This window comes from Sphingobium sp. 15-1, assembly GCF_013375535.1.
GTDB lineage: Bacteria > Pseudomonadota > Alphaproteobacteria > Sphingomonadales > Sphingomonadaceae > Sphingobium > Sphingobium aromaticivastans.
In genome coordinates this window covers 888,232-907,005 of record NZ_JABXJG010000002.1, presented here as the reverse complement: position 1 = coordinate 907,005, position 18,774 = coordinate 888,232, and the positions used below count along the sequence as shown (strand labels likewise).

Sequence of the window (18,774 nt, the reverse complement as noted above, 5' to 3'; positions counted from 1 at the left end):
ATGCACGCCCTATTATCACACGTCACGAGGTTTCAGGAAATCCCCATGCAGACACGCATTACTCAATTATTCGGCATTCGGTATCCCATCGTTCAAGGCGGCATGCATTTTGTCGGCAAGGCCGAATTGGCGGCGGCTGTTTCGCAAGCTGGCGGCCTTGGCATATTGACAGCGCTGACGCAGCGGACGCCTGCCGATCTGGCGGCGGAAATCGACCGGTGCCGCGCGATGACCGACAAGCCGTTCGGGGTCAATCTGACTTTCTTGCCGGTGGTGAACGCGCCCGACTATCCGGGCTATGTAAAGGTTATCTGCGAGAAGGGCATCCCGGTCGTGGAAACTGCGGGAAATAATCCCGTGGAGCATCTGCCGACGCTGAAGGCGGCGGGCGTCAAGGTCATCCATAAATGCACCTCGATCCGCCATGCGCTGAAGGCGCAGGACATCGGATGCGACGCCGTCAGCGTCGATGGTTTCGAATGCGGTGGCCATCCCGGCGAAGATGACGTTCCGGGCCTGATCTTGCTGCCGCTGGCGGCAAAAGCGCTTTCTGTGCCCTTCATCGCTTCAGGCGGAATGGCGGACGGCAAGTCTCTCGTCGCCGCGCTCGCGCTGGGCGCGGATGGCATGAATTTGGGCACACGCTTCGTGGCGACGCAGGAGGCGCCGGTGCATGATCGCGTCAAGCAGGCGATCGTGCAGGCTGGCGAGCGGGACACGCGCCTCATCATGCGCCCGCTCAGGAACACTGAACGCGTGCTGCGCAACCCGGCCGTGGATCAGATCGTCGACAAGGAACGGGCGCTGGGCGACCGCATCCGGTTCGAGGATATTGCCGAGCAAGTGGCGGGTGTCTACTACCGGATCATGGTCGATGGCGATGTCGATGCCGGAGCCTGGAGTTGCGGCATGGTCGCCGGACTGATCGACGACATCCCGACCGTCAAGCAACTTATCGACCGCATCGTCGCGGAGGCAAAGTCCATCACCAAAGAGCGGCTGGCGGCGGTCTTCTGATCGGCATCATGAGCGCCCCCGGCAGGGGCGCTCAAACAGGCGCGCGGTTCAGCTTGCCGCCGGGATGATGGGCAGCAAGACGCGGGAGGGATGCACTTCATCATGAAGCACCTGCTGATGCGCAACCTTGGCGTCGGCCAACGTGCCGCCCCATTCATCCCAGATGTTGAGATTTCTTGCCCAGCGCGGGAAGCAACTGCTGGTGACATCAAGCTGCAATCGATGGCCCGCCTTGAACATGTTGCTCGTCGGCAAAAGCTCGATGCGCAGCAAATAGGGCTTGCCGGGTTCCAGCGGCGCTGCCTGATGGGTTAGGTCGTCGGGATTGTCGCGGTAGCGGGCGCGAATGATGCCATCAGTGATGAGGCGTGCCGTGCCATCCGGATGTACATCGACCAGCCGAGCCACGAAATCGGTGTCGACCACATCGGTCGTCACCCACAGTTCGACAATCGGCGTCCCCGTAACTTCGAGATCCTGTTCTAGAATGTCGGATTTATAGACCAATATGTCATCGCGTTTCTCGATCACATTCTGATCGCTGCCGCCTGGAACGCAGCTTACGCCGAACACGGCGCCACCGCGCGTGGGCACAGGATTAGCGGGATCGTAGACGAAGGTGTCGGGCGGGCCGCCGCCGTCCTGCCGCAGCGACAGGACGCCGTCCCCCTGACCGCTATTGGCCTTGCCGCCGCTCGATAAATAACAGGGCGTTACAATGGTCCGCGCGATCGGCCATTCCTGTTCGTCACACCACCTGTTCGCGCCCATGACCCAGATCTTGACGGGCGCTTCTGCGTTATCCGCATCGTCCAGCTCGGAAAAATAGCGGGCGGCAAGGCCCATATGGCCAAAGGGGTTGAGCGCCTGGATAGCGGCGGAACCGGGCGAAATCTGTTCGCCCGTCATCTTGCTCTGCGGATGATGCGCCCAGGGGCCGACGATCAACCGGCTTTTCTGGCGCGCGGCTTCGCTGCCGCCTCTCGAACGCATGCCGACGAACTGGTCGATCGAGCCCCGGATGAATATGTCATACCAGCCCGCGACGATCAGCGCGGGCACGGTGATGTTCTCATACTCGTTCGCCCGCGTGCTGGCCTTCATGGAAGGATCATCGGCGCGTTTCTCCAGCAGATCAAAAAGCTGAGCGCCCTGCACGCTGCTCGCCGCCGGTTCGAAGCGACCGAGGGGGAGGTGGTCGTAACCGCCGTCCCGCGCCAGGGCTTCGAGGGCGCCCCCTGCGCGTCCGACCGCCGCGCCCTTGGCTGCGGGAGAATCCCAGTCGCGGCGCATGAGCGCTTCCACGCCGATCATGGTCCACCAATAGCCATTGAGTTCAAGTTCGAAGACGCCGCCGCAATAGATGAACGAGCGGTGGAACCCGCCGACCGGAACGATGGGATTGATAGCTTGGAGGGAGAATGGCTGCTCCGCCGCCGCCGCCCATTGCACGAACCCCAGATAGGAAGGGCCGCTCATATAGACTTTGCCATTGGAGTAAGGGAGATTGGCGGCCCATTCCACCGCTTCCGCGCCGTCCTGTCCTTCGTCTACCCATGGCTGGAAATCGGCCTTGCCGTCCGACGTTCCGCGGCCCCGCACATCCTGGATGATGGTGACATATCCATGCCGGGCACCGTGCGTCAGGTCGGTCGTGAACCCTGGCGCTACCGCTTTGCCATAGGGCGTGCGTGCGAGAATGACCGGCCATCGCCCTTCTCCCGCCGGCCGCGCCACATCGGCCCGGAGCACCGTCCCGTCGCTCAGGGCGCACGGAACGTCATAGTGGATCACCACGTCCTTCGGAGCGGTATCTTGATCAAAGGACGACATAGTCACGCAAACTCCAGAAACTGCTTGGCCACACCAGCGCCTCCAAAAAAAGAGGCATTCTGGCCGGCAAAGCATGCTTCGCCGGCCAGAATTTCCTGTTCATTATTTCGATCGGATGCGCAGATCCGACTAGAAATGATAGCCCACAGACATGCCCACCTGGCGTCCCGGCTGATACTGACCGAGCGCGAGTGAGCCGATGATGGAGGACACGACAATGACGTTGCCCTTCACCTGTTCGTCCGTCACGTTCTTGACGAACAGGCTGCCCGTCAAGCGCCCGTTCTCGCTCTCATAGTTCAGGAACAGGTTGAGCTTGCCCACCGACTTCTGGGAGGAGATCGGCAGGTTGAACTCAGTGAAATAGACGCGGGACTTCCAGTCGTAGCGGGCGCCGAAGGTGACTTTGCCTGATGAGGTCGCGAAGTCGTAATAGCCGCCCAAGCTGCTCGTATATTTGGGCGACTGCGGCAACGCGTTGCCCGACAGGTCGAGCGAGCAGGGAACCGTGCCTACCCCGGTGCCCGGATCGCACGTGTTGGGCCGGGACGAGTCCGCCGTCTGGAACTGGTCGAACGTCGCATTCAGATAGGCGCCGGACCAGTCGATGCGGAACGCATCAGTCAGACGCAAGGAGGTTTCCAGCTCGACACCATAGACCGTCGCCTTGGCCGCGTTGGTCACGGAGGAGGAGACGCCGACGATCTGGTTCACCTGCAAGTCGTCATACTTCATGTAGAAGGCGGCAAGATTGGCTTGCAATGCCCGGTTGAAGAAGTTGCCCTTCAGCCCCGTTTCATAGTTGGCATTGGTTTCCGGCCGGAAGGACGGAGCCAGGGTGCCCGCCGAATAGCCGCCGCCCTTGAAGCCGGTCGAATATTTGAGATAGCCGTCGAGCGTCTGGCTGAACGCGTATGAAGCGCCAATTTCGTAAGTCAGCCGGTCCCATTTCGAGGATGATGACTGGAGTGCGCCGCCATTGATAAAATTATTATACTGAACGATCGATTTCTTGTCGCGAGTGTAGCGCAGCCCGGCGAACAGCTTGAAATCGGGCGTGAATGCATATTGGGCGCGCCCGAACGCTGCGTAAGAGGTCGTGATGAGCGGAACGGCTCCGCCGAACACTGTGATGTCGTTGAGCACTACGCCCCCCCCTAACGGGGCTTCTGCGATGGGAACCTCGATCGCCTGTTCCAGATGCTCCCGGAAATAATTGACGCCGAGCAGATAGGTGAATGGCTTCGCATTGTCCGAGGCGTAGATGAGTTCGTTGTAGGTCTGGCGCGCCGTATTCTTGAAGGACGCATATGTATCCTCCGCCGCGGTGCCGTCGCCGTCCGATACGTTCAGCAGCTTGGAGTCGGCATAGGAGAGGAGAGCCTTCAGGTTTCCGCCGCCCAGCGCCCAGTTCAAGGTCAGGTTGGCATTGAAAGCGTGAACCTTGCGATAGTTGATGTTCGCGAACACTTCCCGCTTGCCGACATCACCACGCGACTGCCCGACGAGGATCGAAGGCAGCGGGATGGTCGAATCGGGCGTTCCTTCCAGGAAGCTCGCCGGCCCGTTGGAATCGTCATTGGCATATTCGACCAGAACCCGCGCATTGAACGTGTCCGAAGGTACCCACTTGATTTGACCGCGGATGGACTGGTTCTTCGCGTCGTCCAGCCGGTTGGGGCCATTGGGGAGCAGATTGCGCGTGAACCCGCTATTATATGTTTGCTGCGCGGCTACGCGACCGCTGAGCGTCCCCGACTCGTTGAGCGCGCCGTTGACGAAGCCGGATAGCTGGAACAGGGCGGGGCTGACGCCCGCCGTCAGGTCAAAGCCGTAATGCGTCTCTGCCGTCGGTTCGTTCGGAACCACGTTGATGACACCTCCGGTGGCATTGCGCCCGAACAGGGTGCCCTGCGGTCCGCGAAGAATCTCCACCCGGGCGAGATCGAGGAAGGTGGCAAGGGTCAGCGAAGGCTGACCGATATAGACACCATCGGAATGGATCGCGACGCCCGAATCCTGGCCCGCGTTGATCTGCTGATTGCCGATGCCGCGAATCGTGATGTTCGACGAATTATAGCTGTTGCCGATCTGGATGTTCGGGCTTGGCCCGACCAGATCATTGAGGCTCTTCGTCTGGGCGGCCTCAAGCTTTTGTCCGGCATAGGCAGACACAGCGATGGGGGTCTTCCGAACCGTGTCGCTTCGGCGCGATGCAGTGACAATGATGTCGCCGAGGCTTTGCGACGATGCGTCTTGCGCGGGTCGCGCCGCACTGGCCGCCGGTTGGACCGGCGACACGTCCGCTTGAGCCAGCGCGGCGTGCGACGCACATGTTCCGCAGATGGCAACAATCAATCGATGACGCAATTTCCCCTCCTCATTCATTGGTGTCTCCATCTTTTAATGCGTCTCCGCATTCCTCTGGAATGATGGTTATTCGCAAAGCGGGGGTGATAATTTCTCGCACGAGCGTGAATGGAAAATCAGTCATCGACGAGGCTAGCAGGGAGTGCCTGGCGTTCGTCGTGGCGCGCAGTTCAAATATGAGGAACTGCTCGGCGGCGAAATCTTTTACAGCCTCGCGAGGCCGGGGTGCTGATCGAAGCTTAGCGGCGCCATTACAACACCGGCCGCCCTATATAGCGGCAGAGCATTGCAAACGGAGAAGGCGCCTCCAAAGCCCGAAATGCATTGGGTGGAGAGGACTTCGCGTTAAATTGACGGCGCTTTCAATGGCAACGGGTACTTGATGATCAGCCCGAGGCCCGCATTTCCGCCAAGCCTTCGGCCCAGTTCGTCACAGGCTGATAACCCAGTTCATCACGTGCCCTCTGGTTCGATACGGTGAAATCATAGCCTACCAGTCGAAGCATTTGCCGGGTCAGCGGCGGTTCACCCGATCGCCGGAAGGTCCGCCATATGAATTCCATAACCATCGCCATTCGCCATGCCATGTCGAGAGGAGCGTTGGCGGCCTTCACTACAACGCCACGGGTGGAGAGCAGATCGGACAGCACTGCGCGCATCGACTGGTTCTTGCCGTCTGAAACGAAATAGGCGCGGCCTCCCGGCGATTTTTCGGCGGCCAGAATGGCGCAAGCGCAAACATTGTCGACATGCGCTGTCGACATCATCTGTTCGCCGCCTGCCGGCCATCTGAACCGCCCCTCCGCAACATTTTTGACGATATTGTCGAGCATATGCATGCCGCGGCCCCAGATCATGGGCGGCATGATGACGGCCGTGCGAATGCCGGAGATCTTGTTCGCTTCCAAGACAAGTTCCTGCGCGCGCGCTTTGGTCGAAAGATAGGGCGCCCAGGACGGATAAGCGAGTGGCGCGTCCTCGGTTACGTCGCGCATCGGCTTTCCTTCGCCCATTACGACGCCAGCCGCGCTGATATACACGAAACACTCCACGCCTTCAGCCTGGGCGGCGGCCAGCATATTGGAAGTCCCTTCGATATTGACGCGCTCGAAGTCGGCAAGCGCGGCCCACATGGTAAACAGGGCAGCCGCATGAAAGACGACGACGGCGGCGCCCGCCATCCCATCGCGAAGGCTGGCGAGATCGTTAAGATCGCCGGCGACCGGCTGGGCGCCGATCTCCCGCAGCGCCGCCGCATCGCCCGGTGAGCGATGCAACGCTCGCACGCTCCAGCCCTGCTCGACCAGATTCCGGACAAGGTGGCGCCCCAGCAGTCCGGTGGCCCCGGTCACGAATGCGGTTTTCATATCTCCGATCTCCACTAACTCAGCCGGAGATAGCAACGCATCATACAACTTACAATATTAGTTATATGTAACTTCCCCATTGCTGACGCTCGGGTTGTGGTGCATATCGCTCCGATGCCCGTGCAATCCGACCGGCCTCTCTCTGCCCTCACGGTGCTGGAAACCGCGAAGCGGCAGGTCCGCCGTTTCGGTGAAAGCAAGACCAATGTGGTCGATATTGCCCGCGCAATGGGCGTCAGCCACGCCGCGCTGTATCGCTTCTATCCTTCGAAGAGCGCGATCATGGACGCCATCGTTCAGGAAGCGATGGAAGACGAAGCCAGGCTGGCCGCCAAACATGTGGAGACGGACGGTCCCGCCGCCGAAAAGCTGACGGCGATGTTGCTCGACCTGCATCGCCGCAAACGCGAGCGGTTCGAGGGCGACCAGGAAATTCACAACCTGTATCGCCGCATCGTCGTGGAGCGGCCTGACATGATCGCCGCCTATGCGGACCGCATCACGGCGTTGATCGCCCGCCTGATCGAAAAGGCGGTCCAGCGCGGCGAATGGAAGGTTGACGATGTGGATCTCGCGGCGGGCGTCGTTCGGGATGCCGGGATGATATATGTCCACCCCGCGTTCGTTGCGCAGCTTGTGGCCGCCGGAGCGCCGGTCGAGGAGATGCTGCGCGCGACCATAGCCACACTGGCGCGCGCCTTCGAGGCGGGCATCCGCTACGCAGGCGGCGTGCATGTTGAAGGTGCCGCCGCGCCAAAGCCGATCTGAAGTGCCGCGTTCGAACGTCTATTATTATGGCCCGACGAGCGATCATTTCATAAGAACCGCGACCGGGGGACGTCATTCCTGTCGGTCCGACCTGCGAGGTTCACATCGTTTCGGCCAACCACTGGTCGTCTCGAGACCCCGGCGACCGCCGGATGGCGCTATGGGGTGGCTTCATGATCCGCGCTGGTTCATGGCGGCCCAGCATGTGAACCCTGAAGAAGCCATCCAGATTCTGTGTGATCTCGAAGCGAAGGCCGCGATCGGCATGCATTGGGGCATCAGCGCCGATTTTGCCGACGACCTGCGCATGGGCCGGGCGGAAAGTCTGATCGAGGAGATGGAGAGCGAGATGAAGCGGGCGATTCCCAAACTCACCTCCATCTACATCCGTCCGGAAAAGCGGGAGGATGCCCTGGTCCTGCCGCGCCCCTCGCCGGACCCGCGATAGCGCCTGACCAGCGCGCTGGCTGGCCTGCATGTCCAGATTGCGCCAACTGGCCCCTTGACCTTGCCATGATGAACATCATCTAATGCCCGGCAATCTTCCGGAACAGGGGCCTTCATGTTGTCAGCGACCCTCGTCCGCCATATGGGCGCGCGGCAAATTCATTATGGCTGGGCCGTGCTGGCCGCCACTTTCCTGACGATGCTGGTCGTTGCCGGGGCCGTGGGCGCGCCCGGCGTATTCATCATTCCGCTGCAAAAGGAATATGGCTGGAGCGCGGCGGATATTTCCGGGGCGCTGGCCATCCGCTTCCTGTTGTTCGGCGGGATGGGGCCGTTCGCCGCCGCCTTCATGAACCGCTTTGGCGTGCGGCGGATGATGCTGATCTCACTGTCCATCATCGTCGGCGGGCTGCTGCTGTCGATGGGCATGACCCGATTGTGGCATCTCGTGCTGCTCTGGGGCGTCGTCATCGGCATCGGCACCGGGCTCACCGCCATGGTGCTGGGCGCCACCGTCGCGACCCGCTGGTTCACGCACAGGCGCGGGCTGGTCATGGGGTTGCTGTCCGCCAGCACCGCCACCGGTCAATTGGCCTTCCTGCCGCTGCTTGCCGCGCTGACGGAGCGTTTCGGCTGGCGCGCCTCGGTCCTGCTGGTGTGCGGCGCGATCCTGCTGGCGGCGATGGTCGTGCTGCTGCTGATGCGCGACCGCCCCGCCGACCTCGGCCTGCCGCCCTATGGCGAGAGGGAGGTGCATCCGGCCCCGCCGCAGCCCGCCAGCTTCGGCGCCCTGCTGATGAGCCCGCTCCGCATATTGGCCGATGCCGCGCGCGTGCCCAGCTTCTGGATATTATTCTTCTCCTTCTACATTTGCGGCGCCAGCACCAACGGGCTGGTCCAGACGCATTTCATCGCGCTTTGCGGCGACTATGGGCTGGCGGCGGTGGGCGCGGCGTCGATGCTGGCGATGATGGGGCTGTTCGATTTCGTGGGCACGCTGGCGTCGGGCTGGTTGTCGGACCGGTTCGACAATCGCTGGCTGCTATTCTGGTATTATGGCCTGCGCGGCCTGTCGCTGCTCTATCTGCCGTTCAGCGATTTCTCGCTCTACAGCCTGTCGGTGTTCGCGCTATTCTATGGCCTGGACTGGGTCGCCACGGTGCCGCCAACGGTCAAGCTGACGGCGCAGCGCTTCGGGGCGGAGCGGACCAATGTCGTGTTCGGCTGGATCTTCGCCGGGCATCAGCTTGGCGCGGCGAGCGCGGCGCTGGCGGGCGGCCTTTCCCGCACGGTCTGGCAAAGCTATATGCCCGCCTTCGTCGCGGCGGGCATATTGTGCCTGATCGGGGCGGGGCTGGTGCTGCTGATCAATCGCGGGCGGAGCAAGACCTTCGCCCTCGCCTGACCGGCTGTGTGGAGAGGCTTGGATGCTGCAAGGAAAAATCGCCCTCGTCACCGGAGCCGGGCGCGGCCTGGGGCGCGAGATCGCGCTGGGCCTTGCCAGGGCCGGCGCGCATGTCCTGCTCCATGGCCGAAATGTCGAGCAGCTTGAGGCGACCGCCGTCGCCATCGCCGCTTCGGGCGGAACGAGCGCGCCCCTGATCTTCGACCTGGAAGATGGCGAGGCGCTGCGGGCGGCGCTCAGCCCCTGTGGCCCGGTGGACATATTGGTCAACAATGCCGGGCATCGGGACCGCCGACCCATCGGCGCGCTGGACCGGCCCGCGGTGCGGCGGATGCTGGAGGTCAATCTGGTCGCGCCCTTCGACCTCGCCCGCACCATCGCGGCCGGGATGAAGGAGGGCGGGCGGATCGTCAACGTCACGTCCATCGCGGGCCAGATCGCCCGGTCGGGCGACGCGGCCTACACCATGGCGAAGGGCGGGCTGGACGCGCTGACGCGGGCGCTGGCGGCGGAACTGGGCAGTCGGGGCATCACCGTGAATGCCGTCGCGCCCGGCTATTTCGCGACCGAGGCCAATGAGGAGATGGCCGCCGACCCCGCCATCGCGGATCATCTCGCCCGCCGCACGTCGCTCGGACGCTGGGGTCGGCCGGAAGAGATTGTCGGCCCGGTCCTGTTCCTGGCGTCGGATGCGGCATCCTATGTGACCGGGCAGGTGCTGGCGGTGGACGGCGGCTACACCGCCCATTTCTGAGGGGGGCAGGTACAGCCAGGCATTTGAACCGTGTTCCTGCGAAAGGCACTCGAATGAGACGAATGGCTCGTGAGAGCCCAGTTCCGGCCTCGCCTCATCCATGCAACGCCTGAACTGGACTCCTGCCTTCGCAGGAGTACGGCTCGCGCAATTTCATCGCGACAAACCCTAAGCAGCCAACCCCCGCATCCGCAGCAGCGCATCGACCTCTGGCGCGCGTCCGGCAAAGGCCCGGAAATTCTCGGCGGCGGGGCGGCTCGCCCCGGCGGCAAGGATTTCACGCCGGAAAGCGGTCGCCCCGCCGCCCGGAATGTCGGCATGGGCGAAAATCTCGAACGCGTCGGCCGACAGCAATTCCGCCCAGAGATAGGAATAATAGCCCGCCGCATAGCCGCCCGCGAAGATATGGCTGAACGCATGGGCAAAGCGGTTCCATTCCGGCGGATGGACCACGGCCACCGCCTTGCGCACCTGATCCAGCATGGCGTTGACCCGCGCGCCCTTGGCCGGATCATAATCGCGGTGGAGCAGCAGGTCGAAGGTCGCGAACTCGATCTGCCGCAATATGGCCAGGCCCGCCTGGAACTGCCGCGCCGCCAGCAGCCGGTCGAACATCGCCTGCGGCAGCGGCTCCCCGCTGTCGACATGGCCGGACAGGCCGATCAGCGTGTCCCGGTCCCAGGCGAAATTCTCCATGAACTGGCTGGGCAGTTCGACCGCATCCCATTCCACGCCGCTGATGCCGCCGATGGACGGTAGGTCCACCTCGGTCAGCAGGTGATGCAGCACATGGCCGAATTCGTGGAACAGCGTCACCACGTCATTATGCGTCACCAGCGAAGGCCGGTCGCCCGCGGGCGGCGCGAAATTGGTGGTGAGATAGGCGATGGGCAGATGCAGCCGGTCAGCGTCGCGGAAGCGGGACCGGCACACGTCCATCCACGCCCCGCCCCTTTTGCCCGCCCGCGCGAACAGGTCGAGATAGACGCCCGCCACAACGGCGCCGCTCGCGTCCAACACGTCATAGAACAGCACGTCCGGATGCCAGGTCGACACGCCTTCGCGCGCGACGAGGCGGACGCTGAACAGCCGCTCGATCAGCGCCTGCGTGCCCGCAAGCACGCGGGGCAGGGGGAAATAGGCCTTCAGCGCCTCCTGATCCACGCCATGCAGCGTGCGGCGCATCGCTTCGGCCACATAGGAAAGATCCCAGGGCCGCACATCGTCCAGCCCCAGATGCTCTGCCGCGAAGGCGCGGGCCTCCGCCAGTTCGCGTTCCCCGACCGGCCGCGCCCGCTTGCCAAGGTCGGCCAGGAAGGCCAGCGCCTCGTCGGCGTCGGCGGCCATCTTGGTTTCCAGCGAATGGGCGGCGGAATCGGCAAAGCCCAATATCTGCGCGGCTTCATGACGCAGCGCCATGATCGCGTCGATCCGCTCGCTATTGTCGTGGCTCCTGTCGTCCGCCTGATCGGAGGCGCGGGTGTTGTAGGCGCGATAGACGCGCTCCCGCAGCGCCCGGTCCTGGGCGTGATAGAGGATCGCCAGCACGCTCGGCTGGCGCAGCGTGATCAGCCAGCCAGTCAGCCCCTTTTCCTGCGCATAGGCGGCCAGAATCGCCTTGTCGCTGTCCGGGACGCCCGCCAGCGCCGCCTCGTCGGTGACATGCTCGCTCCAGGCTTCGGTCGCGTCCAGCACCGCATTGCCGAATTTGGTGTTGAGGTCGCTCAACCCCACGCCGATGTCCAGGAAGCGCTGCCGCGCCTCACCCTCCAGCGCGACGCCCGCCAGGCGGAAGCCGCGCAGGGCGAGGTCGACGGCTCGCTGCGCGGCAGGCGTCAGGCTGGCGAAATCGGGGCGGGCGGCCAGCCCGGCGACGGCATCATGATGGGCGCGGTTCTGGCCCGCTTCCATCAGATAGGCGGTCATCAGCGCCTGGGCGGCGGCATGCGCTTCCCGCAATTCGGGCGTGTCGGCCACGGAGGCGAGATGCCCGACCGGCGACCAGACCCGCGACAGCAGGAAATCGGCGCGCTCGGCGGCAAGGATGACTGCATCGAAATCATCCTTCCCGCTGGCGGTGATCCCCTCGACGGCGGCGCGATGGGCCGCAATCGCCGCCTCCATGGCGGGGACGACATGGGCGGGCTGGATGGCCGCGAAATCGGGCAGGTCGCTATCGGCTAGAAGGGGATTGGCGGTGTTCATGGCTACTCGCGGCTTGCTGGCCTCTATGGGATGAGGAACAGCCTCTAATTGGGCGCTGGCGGGCGGCTGTTCAAGCGTTTCCCGTCAGGCGAGCGTCAGGTAGATTTCCGCTTCGATGACCCAATTCGCGCCAACCTGCCGCCATTTGGCGCTATAGGTGCCCGATGCCAAGGGGCGGTCCGAACCGGTGGTCACGCCCTGCCACCGACCATGTTCCATGGCGATGGGTTCCACCGTCGAGGCGACGATGCTGTCCGGCGTGCGGGTATAGATGGTGCGCTCCGCCGCGCTGAATTCCCGCTTCCACGCCTGGAGCTGCGCCTTGCGGCCCGAGATGACGGCGCTGTCCGAACCGGTGACCAGAACGGCCTGAAGCGCCAGCAGCGGCCCGATGGCATTCAGGTCCGCTTCCGCCAGGGCACGGTTGAAATCGGCGCGGCGCAGGCGAATGGCAAGATCAGGAGAGGTCGTCATGGAGCCGCTTTAGGGTGTGTGGGGATTCAGTTCAGGGTGGAGCGAAAATGGTGGATTTCGAGAACCGGCGCGCAGCGTACTCAAAGTATGTGAGCACTGGAAGCGCAGAAAGCCGCTATTTGCAGCCCGCCATGGGCTGAATCCCCACATACCCTAGAGCATGCCGGTCCAATCCGCACCCCATCTTGCATGGAACGGCGTGACGCACCACGCCCCTTCACAATCCTTCGGCCTCGACCCAATGCGCGCCGGTGATCTCCCGCGCCAATTCCCAAACCTGGCGGCGGATGTCGGGCACGGCGACGATTTCCCAATGCGCGCCGCGGGTCATCGGTCCGACCACGAACAGCCGTTGCTGGGCCGATCCGTCGTGGGCGATGGCATGGCATTGCCGGTCGACGTCGATGCCGATCGCCAGCGGATCGGGCCGTATGTCGCCGCGCATCGCCAACTGACGCAGCAACGGATCGTCGGTGCGTCGCAGGTCGCCCAGCGGGCCGGTGCAGTTGATGACCCGGGCGAAGGGCAGGGTCTCCGTCCCGTCCCGCCCGCGCCTGCGCAGACGGACGTTAAGTCCATGGCCCTCGAGCACGGCCTCCACCACCTTGGCGGCGTGGATTTCCAGCCGTCCTTCCGCCTGCATCTCTGCAAGCCTTGCGGCGACCTGCGGGGCCAGGCGATGGCGGTGCACGTCCCAATAGGGACGCAGATGGCGCAGGAAGCGGCTGCGTTCCTGCGGGCTGGCGGCGCGCCACATGTCCTGGGTGAAGCGGCGAAGCTCATCGACCGCATTGCGCCAGCCAATCTCCATACTGCGGTCGCGCAGCGCGCGGACCAGCGCCGAGGCTGCGCCCCTGGGCCGGTCGCTGCGGGCCGCATAGGGCGCGGCCGGCGCATGGCTTTGTGGGGCCAGCCCACGGCGGGAGAGCGCGACGATCCGCCCGCGAAAGCCCGCGCTGTCCAGGCTGAGCGCGCAGTCGACGGCGGTCAGTCCGCTGCCCAGCAGCAGAACCTGATCGCTCGCCCCCAGCCCTTCGGCAAGAGACGCAGCCCATGGATCGTTCACATAGGAAGCGCTATGGCCGGATAGGGCGGCAAAGGCAGGCAGATCATGGGGCGGCAGATTGCCGGGCGCCAGCGCGACGATGTCGGCATCCACGCCGCCGCCGGACCGCAGGGCGATATGGGCGCCATCCTCGCGCAGCCGCAGGTCGACCGCTTCATCTGTCACGATGGTCAGCCTGTCGCTGGCCTGCCCCCGCACCTCGTCCAGCATGGCGGAGAGATAGGCGCCATAGTCGCGCCGCGTGGCGAAGCTGCCTTCCTGCCCCAATCCCTGCCGCTTCAGCCAATCGGTGAAATGATCCGGACTGTCGGGCAGCGCGCTCATATTGGCGGCGCGCACGTTGAGGATATGGCCGGCCTGCGCCGCGCCATAGGCCAGACCCCGGCCCAGCCGGCCGTCATGGCGCTCCACCACCGTCACCCGCAGCGTCCCGTGGCGCAGCAGGTTGATGGCGAGCAGTGTGCCGCTGAACCCGCCCCCGACGATGGCGGCGTGATCGACCTTCAGCATAAGCCGGCATTTCCGGACTGAATTCGCTCTGGCAGCGCCGATACCCCTGTAAAAGCCACGGATTTCCGAGAACTTATCGGATGCCCTGCGCGTCGCGGCAGTTCAAGGGAAATCGCGCTCTGGTAGGGGTCGAGCGCACCAGCAGGTTTCCACCGCGGGGACAAAGTGGCTGCGCTGTCTATGTTTCCTGATCTCCCAGGTACAGCGGCCATGCGCGAAAGGCTCAGCGGTTCATGTCGACAAACATTCCTCCTCCGGTGACGCAATGCCGAAGGTTCGCGGGCTCGCTCGCTGGAGCGTCCGTTTCCCGGCCAGAAGGCAGAAAAACGGACGGAATTCCAGAACCGAGTGACGTCGATGAGATATTAAGCGGCAGCGCGCTCCGCCAGGGGGCGGCGGCGGAGCGATGTCGTGGCGATCGACGGCGGAACATATGCGGCGCCCTCCAACGGTGCCACGTCAATCCCCGGCGGCACGATCGCGTCGATCTTGTCGAGCACTTCGTCGCTCAGCACCACTTCGATACCGGCCAGGTAGCTTTCAAGCTGTTCGGGCGTGCGCGGCCCGATGATGGCCGAGGTGATGGCCGGATGCGCCACGACGAAGGCGAGCGCCATGTGGATCAGCGAAATGCCCGCGCTCTCCGCCAGCGGGATGAGTTGCTCGATCTTGTCGAGGCTTGCTTCATCGCTCATCGCGTTGGGGAAGAATTTCGCGCGAAACGTGTCGGGCGTCTGTTCGCCCTGGCGATATTTGCCGGTGAGCATGCCTTTGGCCAGCGGACTCCACGACATCACGCCCATGCCGAAACGCTGGCAGGCGGGCAGGACATCCCGTTCGATCGAGCGATTGAGGATCGAATAAGGGGGCTGCTCGGTGCGGAACCGCGCGAGCCCGCGACGCTCGGCCACCCATTGCGCTTCGACGATGTCGGCGGCGGGGAAGGTCGATGCGCCGATGGCCCGCACCTTGCCCTCGCGCATCAGGTCCGTCAGCACCGACAGCGTCTCCTCGATGTCGGTATCCGGCACGGGCCGGTGGAGTTGATAGACGTCGATATAGTCCGTCTGCAGGCGCCGCAGCGAATTTTCCACCGCCCGCGTCAGCCAGCGCCGCGACCCGCCGCGGTCGTTGGGATCGTCGCTCATCGGCTGGAAAGCCTTGGTGGCCAGCACGACGCTGTCACGCCGGCCCTTCAATGCCTTGCCGACGATTTCCTCGGATTCGCCGCGGCAATAGGCGTCGGCCGTGTCGACGAAGTTGATCCCGGCATCAAGCGCGCGATGAACCATGCGGACGCATTCGTCATGATCTCCATTGGCCATTTTTCCAAACATCATCGCACCAAGGCAATAGGGGCTCACCTTGATGCCGGTACGTCCGAGCGGGCGATATTTCATCTCGATCTCCTAAGGGAATGCGCTGGCAAAGTTCCGCAAGACGACCTATGTCATATGAAACGGAACGTTCCTCCATTTATATGGAACAAGGTTCCGATTAGCAATAGGCTTATGAGGATGATGGACGAACATGATGGCGGGAACGGCGTGAGCGGTGAAATGACGGCGCCCCTTCGGGCTGATGCGCGCCGCAATGTCGATGCGCTGCTTCAGGCCGCCATCGCCATTTTCACCGAGCTTGGCGTCGATGCGCCGATGCGCACGATCGCGGCGCAGGCGGGCGTTGGGGTGGGAACGCTCTATCGCCATTTCCCGCAGCGCTCGGACCTGATCAAGGCGATAATCCGGCGGGAGGTCGAGGCGCTTACCGAAGCTGCGGCGACCTTGGCCCGGGACCATGAACCAAGCGAAGCCCTGGGATTGTGGATGGCCGGTCTCGTCGACCTGGTCGCCACCAAGCGCGGTTTGGGTTCTGCTCTCCACTCCGGCGATCCTGCCTATCAATCGCTTCCGGATTTCGTTTTCGGTCATTTGGAGCCGTCGCTGCGCCACCTTCTTGATGCAGCGGTGGACGCCGACGCCATCCGGAATGACGTCGACGCCGCTGATCTTTTGAATGCCGCGCTTCGCGTTGCGACGCCGGCGAGCGAAGGCGATGTGCCGCAGGCCAAGAGGATGGTCGCCCTACTGGTCGATGGTCTGCACAAGCGTTCGGGACCTCCCCTATAAACGGCGGTTCAATCCGATCCGCCGATATGGGATCAGATCAATTGGCTCACTGAAGCCATTTTGCCGTCGACCCAGATCAGAGGGTCGATGGTGGGATGGTTCACGATCCTGCTCACCTCTCCGATGAAGAGCGTGTGGGTAGCGACCTCCACCGTCATGGTGACCGAGCAGACCAGGCTCGCGACCGCATCGCGCAGCACGGGCAATCCCTCTTCCGAAGCGCCCCAGAGGCCGGATTCAAAGCGCGCCAGACCTTTGGTGGGACCGCTGAAAAGGGCGACGAGATCCCGATGCCGTTCCGACAGGAGGTTGACGCAGAACTGGCGGCTTTCCGCCAGAACCGGCGACAGGCTTGTGCTCCGGTTGACGGCGACCAGAAGGGTGGGGGGATCGGCGGTGACGGAAGTCACGGCGGTCGCGGCCATGCCTGTCCAATCGTCCCCGCATCCAGACGTGACCAATGCTATTGTTGACGCCAGACGACGCATCGCCTGTTTGAAATCATTCTGAATCGTGTCGCTCACTATAACTTCCGTTCGATGCCGATCGGGCTGCGGCGGGAGTGGCGCGAGCGAGACCAATCGTCATGCGCGCAAACCCGAGCAGCCGCTAATTTCTGCGGCCCGCATAAACCCGCAAATGCAGCAAAAATTAACCTGCCTGTCTCGCCAAATTGACTCTGTGGGATATACAGAATATATGAAGAGTATATTATGATAATGCGCGCTGTCAACGCCGCTTGGATCGTTGGCGCCGTGACGTGCGAGAACTGGGGAGAGAGATGAGACCGTTGCGACAGAGTGGTGGGAACGACAGCGCGCAAGGGACGTCCCCCGGCCTTGTGAGAGGCTGGCGCATGGGGGCGCTCGACGGTGATGGCGGGGCCATGCGCGATGGCGCGCCAGTGCGCATCGCGGGGCCTGGTTGCCGATGATCGCGACCATCTCCGAACTCAGCGGCGCGGCTGTCGCCCGCTACGGAAACCGCACAGCCGTAACCGTCTTGGGCGGCTCATCGCTCAGCTATCGCGACATCGATTCGCTGGCTGGTCGACTGGCGGGCGGCCTCGCGGCGCAGGGCCTTGGGCCGGACGACAGGATCGCCCTTCATCTGCCTAACGGTTTGCACTGGATCATTGCCTATCATGCGATCGCGCGCCTTGGCGCCGTTTTCGTGCCTTGCAACATATTGCTGACCGCGGAAGAGGTGGGCTGGATCACCGATGATGCGGAAGTGGCGTGCCAGATTCTTCCCGCCGATCGTGTCGATGCGATCCAGGCCGCGCAATTGGGACGGCCGCTTACCTTTTCCGAAGCGGACCTCGATCGCCTGATGGCGGCCGACTGGATCGCGGCGGCCGGTCGTGATCCGGACGATCTTTTCACCATCGGCTACACGTCGGGAACGACCGGCCGGCCCAAGGGTGCGACCCAGTCTCACCGGGCCGTCGCGGCCAGCGTGGCGATGACCGCCACCGTCCATGTCCGCCACGAAGGCGACCGGATATTGACGGCGCTGCCCTTTCCCCATGTCTATGGCAATGTCGTATTGAACGCGGGGTTGCTGGCTGGCAGCGAACTCTATGTCCTTCCGCGTTTCGACGCCGGAGAGGCGCTGGCGGCCATAGGCGAGCACCGTATAACGCTGTTCGAGGGCGTGCCGACGATGTTCTATCAGATGCTCGCCCATCCCGCCGCCGATTCATCCGATCTGCGCAGCCTGACTCGCTGCACGGTTGGCGGCCAGACCATGCCCTTGGCCAAGATCGAAGAGGTGGTCGCCCGCTTCGGTTGTCCGCTCCTGGAATTATGGGGCATGACCGAGGTGGCGGGGCCGGCCATCACCCATTCGCCTTTCTGGCCGCCCCGGCATGGTTCGGTGGGCCTGCCATTTCCGGGCACGGAGGTTCGCATCAACTCCCTGGAACGCCCTGGAAGGATCGCCAGAGCGAAGGAAGCGGGGGAGATTCTGGTGCGCGGCCCGCTGGTGACCAGGGGCTATTGGCGCAATCCTGACGCGACCGGCGATACGATCGATCCCGCGGGTTGGCTGGCGACCGGCGATATCGGCTATGTGGATGCGGACGGTTATGTCTTCGTGGTCGATCGGCTGAAGGATATGATCATCACCGGCGGATATAATATCTACCCGGCGGAGGTCGAACAGGTGCTGGCCATGCATCCCGCCGTCGCGATGTCGGCCGTCGTCGGGGTTCCCGATGCGGAAAAGGGCGAACTCGCCCAGGCTTATATCGTGCTCGCCGCGGGGCAGGCGCCGAACGAGGCGGATCTGAACATGCACTGCCGCAGCCGGCTTGCCCCGTACAAGGTGCCGCGGCGCTATATTTTCGTCGATGAACTGCCCCGGACCAGCACGGGCAAAATCTTGCGGCGCGCATTGCGCGATCCGTCATCGCCTGCTCTTTGACA

Annotated in this window: 14 protein-coding genes and 1 pseudogene; 7 read left to right on the top strand and 8 right to left on the bottom strand. The window is 63.5% G+C overall.

Annotated features, from left to right (window positions below):
- Positions 1-45: 45 nt before the first annotated feature.
- Positions 46-1,017: a nitronate monooxygenase family protein gene (locus tag HUK72_RS20305; protein WP_066563473.1), complete on the top strand. Its 972-nt coding sequence runs from the start codon at positions 46-48 to the stop codon at positions 1,015-1,017.
- 48 nt (positions 1,018-1,065) lie between these two features.
- Here the strand turns inward: HUK72_RS20305 and HUK72_RS20300 are convergent, their stop codons facing one another.
- From HUK72_RS20300 to HUK72_RS20290, 3 genes are all read right to left on the bottom strand, one after another.
- Entirely contained in the window at positions 1,066-2,850 is a 1,785-nt protein-coding gene (locus tag HUK72_RS20300; RefSeq protein WP_176598411.1) for a CocE/NonD family hydrolase, read from the bottom strand.
- 129 nt (positions 2,851-2,979) lie between these two features.
- Positions 2,980-5,238, bottom strand: a complete 2,259-nt coding sequence (locus HUK72_RS20295) for a TonB-dependent receptor (protein ID WP_255325884.1) — start codon at positions 5,236-5,238, stop codon at positions 2,980-2,982.
- 368 nt (positions 5,239-5,606) lie between these two features.
- Positions 5,607-6,587, bottom strand: coding sequence for an NAD(P)-dependent oxidoreductase (locus HUK72_RS20290; RefSeq protein WP_176598896.1), 981 nt, complete (start codon positions 6,585-6,587; stop codon positions 5,607-5,609).
- A gap of 114 nt (positions 6,588-6,701) precedes the next feature.
- On the opposite strand from HUK72_RS20290, the gene HUK72_RS20285 reads away from it, so the two are divergent.
- The 4 genes and pseudogenes from HUK72_RS20285 (at position 6,702) to HUK72_RS20270 (ending at position 9,961) form a co-directional block, all read left to right on the top strand.
- Positions 6,702-7,355 (top strand): TetR/AcrR family transcriptional regulator, encoded by a 654-nt coding sequence (locus HUK72_RS20285; RefSeq protein ID WP_176598409.1) that lies wholly within the window; start codon positions 6,702-6,704, stop codon positions 7,353-7,355.
- A gap of 277 nt (positions 7,356-7,632) precedes the next feature.
- Positions 7,633-7,803, top strand: a pseudogene (locus tag HUK72_RS27355) (cation transporter); the annotation flags it as partial.
- 114 nt (positions 7,804-7,917) lie between these two features.
- Complete coding sequence (locus HUK72_RS20275; RefSeq protein ID WP_176598408.1) at positions 7,918-9,207, top strand: MFS transporter; 1,290 nt, start codon at positions 7,918-7,920, stop codon at positions 9,205-9,207.
- Between the two features lie 22 nt (positions 9,208-9,229).
- The gene (locus HUK72_RS20270; protein WP_176598407.1) at positions 9,230-9,961 is read left to right on the top strand and encodes an SDR family oxidoreductase; all 732 of its coding nucleotides are present in this window, start codon (positions 9,230-9,232) and stop codon (positions 9,959-9,961) included.
- Between the two features lie 168 nt (positions 9,962-10,129).
- On the opposite strand, the gene HUK72_RS20265 is transcribed toward HUK72_RS20270, so the two are convergent.
- The 4 genes from HUK72_RS20265 to HUK72_RS20250 all read right to left on the bottom strand — a co-directional run bounded on the left by HUK72_RS20265 (position 10,130) and on the right by HUK72_RS20250 (position 15,508).
- A complete protein-coding gene (locus tag HUK72_RS20265) occupies positions 10,130-12,166 on the bottom strand; it encodes a M3 family metallopeptidase (protein ID WP_176598406.1) in 2,037 nt (678 codons plus the stop codon).
- A gap of 84 nt (positions 12,167-12,250) precedes the next feature.
- Positions 12,251-12,640 carry a nuclear transport factor 2 family protein gene (locus HUK72_RS20260; protein WP_176598405.1) on the bottom strand — a complete coding sequence of 130 codons (390 nt, stop codon included), beginning with the start codon at positions 12,638-12,640 and terminating at the stop codon, positions 12,251-12,253.
- A 217-nt stretch (positions 12,641-12,857) separates the two neighbouring features.
- Positions 12,858-14,216, bottom strand: coding sequence for an FAD/NAD(P)-binding protein (locus HUK72_RS20255; RefSeq protein WP_176598404.1), 1,359 nt, complete (start codon positions 14,214-14,216; stop codon positions 12,858-12,860).
- 365 nt (positions 14,217-14,581) lie between these two features.
- Positions 14,582-15,508 carry an aldo/keto reductase gene (locus HUK72_RS20250; protein ID WP_255325883.1) on the bottom strand — a complete coding sequence of 309 codons (927 nt, stop codon included), beginning with the start codon at positions 15,506-15,508 and terminating at the stop codon, positions 14,582-14,584.
- On the opposite strand from HUK72_RS20250, the gene HUK72_RS20245 reads away from it, so the two are divergent.
- Positions 15,500-16,345 carry a TetR/AcrR family transcriptional regulator gene (locus HUK72_RS20245; protein ID WP_255325882.1) on the top strand — a complete coding sequence of 282 codons (846 nt, stop codon included), beginning with the start codon at positions 15,500-15,502 and terminating at the stop codon, positions 16,343-16,345. The genes HUK72_RS20250 and HUK72_RS20245 overlap by 9 nt on opposite strands.
- Before the next feature lie 32 nt (positions 16,346-16,377).
- On the opposite strand, the gene HUK72_RS20240 is transcribed toward HUK72_RS20245, so the two are convergent.
- A complete protein-coding gene (locus HUK72_RS20240) occupies positions 16,378-16,869 on the bottom strand; it encodes a flavin reductase family protein (protein ID WP_336951035.1) in 492 nt (163 codons plus the stop codon).
- 406 nt (positions 16,870-17,275) lie between these two features.
- On the opposite strand from HUK72_RS20240, the gene HUK72_RS20235 reads away from it, so the two are divergent.
- Entirely contained in the window at positions 17,276-18,772 is a 1,497-nt protein-coding gene (locus tag HUK72_RS20235) for an AMP-binding protein (protein ID WP_176598401.1), read from the top strand.
- Positions 18,773-18,774: the final 2 nt, after the last annotated feature.